Source organism: Bifidobacterium sp. POST2/T3 (B1), assembly GCF_058197115.1.
The window spans coordinates 1-3830 of sequence record NZ_JBVPQK010000251.1 but is presented as its reverse complement, the minus strand read 5'-3'; the positions used below and the strand labels follow the sequence as shown (position 1 = coordinate 3830).

At 62.2% G+C, this 3830-nt stretch carries 4 protein-coding genes; all 4 read left to right on the top strand.

Going from position 1 to position 3830, the window contains the following annotated elements:
* The coding region (gene eno / locus AC0AP0_RS09980; protein WP_490430354.1) for a phosphopyruvate hydratase at window positions 1-1260 on the top strand (1260 nt) is incomplete at its 5' end.
* Between the two features lie 101 nt (window positions 1261-1361).
* Window positions 1362-1940 carry an FtsB family cell division protein gene (locus AC0AP0_RS09975; RefSeq protein WP_490430353.1) on the top strand — a complete coding sequence of 193 codons (579 nt, stop codon included), beginning with the start codon at window positions 1362-1364 and terminating at the stop codon, window positions 1938-1940.
* Between the two features lie 51 nt (window positions 1941-1991).
* Entirely contained in the window at window positions 1992-2720 is a 729-nt protein-coding gene (locus AC0AP0_RS09970) for a DUF501 domain-containing protein (protein ID WP_490430352.1), read from the top strand.
* Window positions 2721-2730: 10 nt separating this feature from the next.
* Window positions 2731-3732, top strand: a complete 1002-nt coding sequence (locus AC0AP0_RS09965) for a Ppx/GppA phosphatase family protein (RefSeq protein ID WP_198229198.1) — start codon at window positions 2731-2733, stop codon at window positions 3730-3732.
* The last annotated feature ends 98 nt before the right edge of the window (window positions 3733-3830 follow it).

Sequence of the window (3830 nt, the reverse complement as noted above, 5' to 3'; positions counted from 1 at the left end):
CTTGATTCCCGTGGCAACCCGACCGTCGAGGTCGTTCTGCAGACTGAGGACGGCGCCGAGGGGCGTGGTCTGGTTCCCTCCGGTGCTTCCACCGGCGAGGCCGAGGCCTGGGAACGTAGGGATGGCGACAAGAAGCGCTATCAGGGCAAGGGTGTGCTGGACGCCGTCAAGGCGGTCAATGAGACCATCGCTCCTAACGTCATCGGCATGGACGCCACTGATCAGCGCGCCCTGGACGAGACCATGATTGATCTGGACGGCACCCCCAACAAGGGCAAGCTTGGCGCCAACGCCATTCTGGGTGTCTCCCTGGCTGCGCTTTATGCGGCTGCCGAGTCCGCCGAGCTGCCTCTCTACCGTTACCTGGGTGGCACCAACGGCCACATCCTGCCCGTGCCCAACATGAACATCATGAACGGCGGCGCCCACGCTGACTTCGCCACCGACATCCAGGAGTACATGATCTCCCCCTACGGCTTCGACTCCTACCGGGAGGCCCTGCGCGCCGGCGTTGAAGTCTACCACACCCTCAAGGGCATCCTGAAGAAGGATGGCCACGAGACCGGCCTGGGCGATGAGGGCGGCTTTGCCCCCAAGATGAAGTCCAACGAGGACTCCTTGAAGTACATCGTCGACGCCATTCAGGCTGCCGGCTACGAGCCTGGCAAGCAGATCGGCCTCTGCCTGGACGTGGCATCCTCGGAGTTCTACAACAAGGACACCGACAAGTACCACTTCGACGGCGAGGACCGCGACGCGGACTACATGCTGGACTACTACCAAGGCCTGGTCGAGAAGTATCCGCTGGTCTCCATCGAGGATCCTTTCGCTGAGGAGGACTGGGGCGCCTGGCAGAAGATTACCGCTGCAATGGGTGACCGTCTGCAGTTTGTGGGCGACGACCTGCTGGTGACCAATCCCAAGAGGCTGCAGAAGGGCATCGACCTGAAGGCCGCCAACTCCCTGCTGGTCAAGCTTAACCAGATCGGCACCGTGACCGAGACCCTGGACGCCATCGAGCTGGCCACTGCCAACGGGTTCACCTCCATGGTTTCCCACCGTTCCGGCGAGACCTCCGACACCACAATCGCCGATCTGGCCGTGGCCAAGAACACCCGCCAGATCAAGACCGGTGCTCCGGCCCGTGGCGAGCGCATCGCCAAGTACAACCGGCTGCTGGAGATCGAGGAGGAGCTGGGCTCCACCGCCGAGTATGCCGGCTACAGCGCCTTCAAGGCCTGCAAGAAGTACACCAAGTAAGGCTTTGTCGGTCGGGCCGGATCCTTTGCAGGTTTCGAACCAACCGTGAAGTCTTTCACCCGTGGCGGTCCGCGTCGGCTGCCGCGGGTATTTTTATGGGTATGGCCAAGAACAAACGTGACGGCGCCAACCGGCGGACAAGCAGGCGGTCGTCGGGACCCATCACCTTCTTTGTGGCTGTCATCATCGTGGCTCTGGGGCTAATTCAACTGGTCTCCACCTTCCACGCCTACGCCATTAATCTTTCCGAACTCAACGGCCTGCGCAATCAGCAGGCCCAGCTTGTCGAACACAAGCGTGACCTGGAGAACCAGATCCGGCGTTGGGATGACAAGGCCTATGTAACCGCCCAGGCCCGGGATCGGCTGGGATTCATTTTCCCCGACGAGGAGGCTATCCGGGTCCTGCACCCGGAGGCGGTCACGGGCAGCAAGGACAAAGACCAGGCTGGAAGCAAGGGGGTCCGGGCCCCCAGGAAGAACTCCCTGCCCTGGTATCAGGAGATGGCTTACTCCTTCGCCAAGGCGGACCAGGATCCTACTGCCGATAGAAGCAAGGGGAGCACAGGTCAGCATCCTGGCGACGGAGCCAGTCCGAACGGCTCTGCCAGTCCGTCTGGTTCAAGTAGTCCGGGTGGCTCTGATGGCTCCACTCCATCTGGGGGCGGGGGAGCGCAGTGAACTTCGAAGGCTCGGATTTCGCCGCTTCAACAGGCTATGAACTTTGCAGCAATGCACAATCAGAAAGATGAGGACAGCGTGAACAAGGCCCAGGGAAGGCCCCAGGCAGCAGTGGGATCTCAAGTCGTAGACAAGGCCAGGGTCGAGTCCGAGATTGGGCAGAATAAGGTCGAAGCCTTTGTCCTGATTGGCGACCGGGAACTGGCGGCGGTCAGGGATCGGGTCCAGGAGCTTCTGGCGACTCCGGCCACGCCGGAACAGATAGACGTCGTGAACCACCAGCTGGGTCGCTATCCGCGGGGTATGGTGGCCGTGGGCGCTCGCTGTGTCTGCGGCAACCCCCTGGCCGTGGTCACCCGGCCGCAGCTGGAGGACGGCACGCCTTTTCCGACCACGTGCTATCTGACCAGCCCCGAGGCCGTCAAGGCCGTCTCCCGGTTGGAAGCTAACGGTATCATGACCGACTGGAATGCCGAACTTGGTTCCGATCCGGATCTGGCCAGTGCTTATCGCAGGGCCCATGAGCTCTACCTGGCCTTCCGGTCTGCCTTGGCCCATCAGCTGGGCGACGACGAAGGGCACATCGCCGGAATCTCGGCGGGGGGCATGCCCAAGCGGGTCAAGTGCCTGCATGCTCTGACCGCTCAGTCTCTGGTTATGGGCCCTGGGGTTAATCCTTTGGGCGACCGTGCTCTTGGTTTGGTGCGTCAAGTATTCGATCCCCAGGTCTGCAGGTGCGTTCGGCCTTGGACTGAGTCATACCCGGAAGAGAACCGATGAAGGGGGTTTTATGGATCAGGTAACGGTGGCGGGTGTGGATTGCGGCACTAACTCCATACGTCTGCTGATTGCCGAGGTGGACCGGCAGGGGCTCCATCCGGTGGCTCCCAGGCTGATGCGCGTTATCCGGTTGGGGGAGGGCGTGGACCGCAATCACTGCTTCTCCGACCAAGCTCTGGAGCGCGCCTTTGAGGCCTGTCGGCTCTTCGCCCAGCAGCTGCATGAGCACCCGGTAGATGGCCTGCGCTTTGTGGCCACCTCAGCCACCAGGGATGCCGACAACCGAGAAAAATTCGAGGCGGGGGTGCACTCCATCCTAGGGGTCACGCCCGAGGTCATCAGTGGCTCCCAGGAGGCCTCGCTGAGCTTTCTGGGAGCGGTCAGCGTGCTGGAGCAGCGAGGCGGCACCGACATGCCCCCTGCGCCATACCTGGTGGTCGACCTGGGTGGTGGCTCCACCGAGCTGGTCCTGGGCGGGGATGGGAGCGATTTGCTTGTTGACCATGTCAGGGCCTCCTACTCCATGAACATCGGCTCCGTGCGGATGACTGAGCGCCATCTGCTGAACGATCCTCCCAGCCAGGAGCAGATTGACCAGGCGCTTGAGGATGTTGACAGCTGGATCGACCGGGCCTTCGACCAGGTCCCTGTAGCCGGAGTAGGCAGTGTGATCGGAGTCTCCGGCACGGTCACCACCATGAGCGCCTTGGCCCTGGGATGCGAGGTCTACAACCGCCATGCCGTCGATGGTCAGTCCATTTCGGTTGATGCGGCCTGCCGGGTTGACGACCGGGTGCTGAACATGAGCCGGCAGGAGCGTAGGGAGCTCAAGGCCATCCATCCTGGGCGTGTGGATGTGATTGGCGGCGGCGCCCTGATCTGGAGTCGCCTGTTGGAGCGTCTGGGCCAGGCCAGCCCGAGTGCGTTGGCTTCGGGAACCTATGTGGCCAGCGAGCATGGTCTCCTGGACGGCCTGGTCCTGGACTACGGTCGGACCCTCCTGCGCGAATGATATACTAAGGCGTTATGGGTCATGGCCCCGGTGGCGAAATGGTATACGCATCGGACTTAAAATCCGCCGCCTTCACCGGCTTGTGGGTTCGATTCCCA

Bases quoted from the DNA above. Each gene is read 5' to 3' on its own strand.
- AC0AP0_RS09965 (WP_198229198.1), top strand. From the start codon at position 2,731: ATGGATCAGGTAACGGTGGCGGGTGTGGATTGCGGCACTAACTCCATA.
- AC0AP0_RS09970 (WP_490430352.1), top strand. From the start codon at position 1,992: ATGCACAATCAGAAAGATGAGGACAGCGTGAACAAGGCCCAGGGAAGG.
- AC0AP0_RS09975 (WP_490430353.1), top strand. From the start codon at position 1,362: ATGGCCAAGAACAAACGTGACGGCGCCAACCGGCGGACAAGCAGGCGG.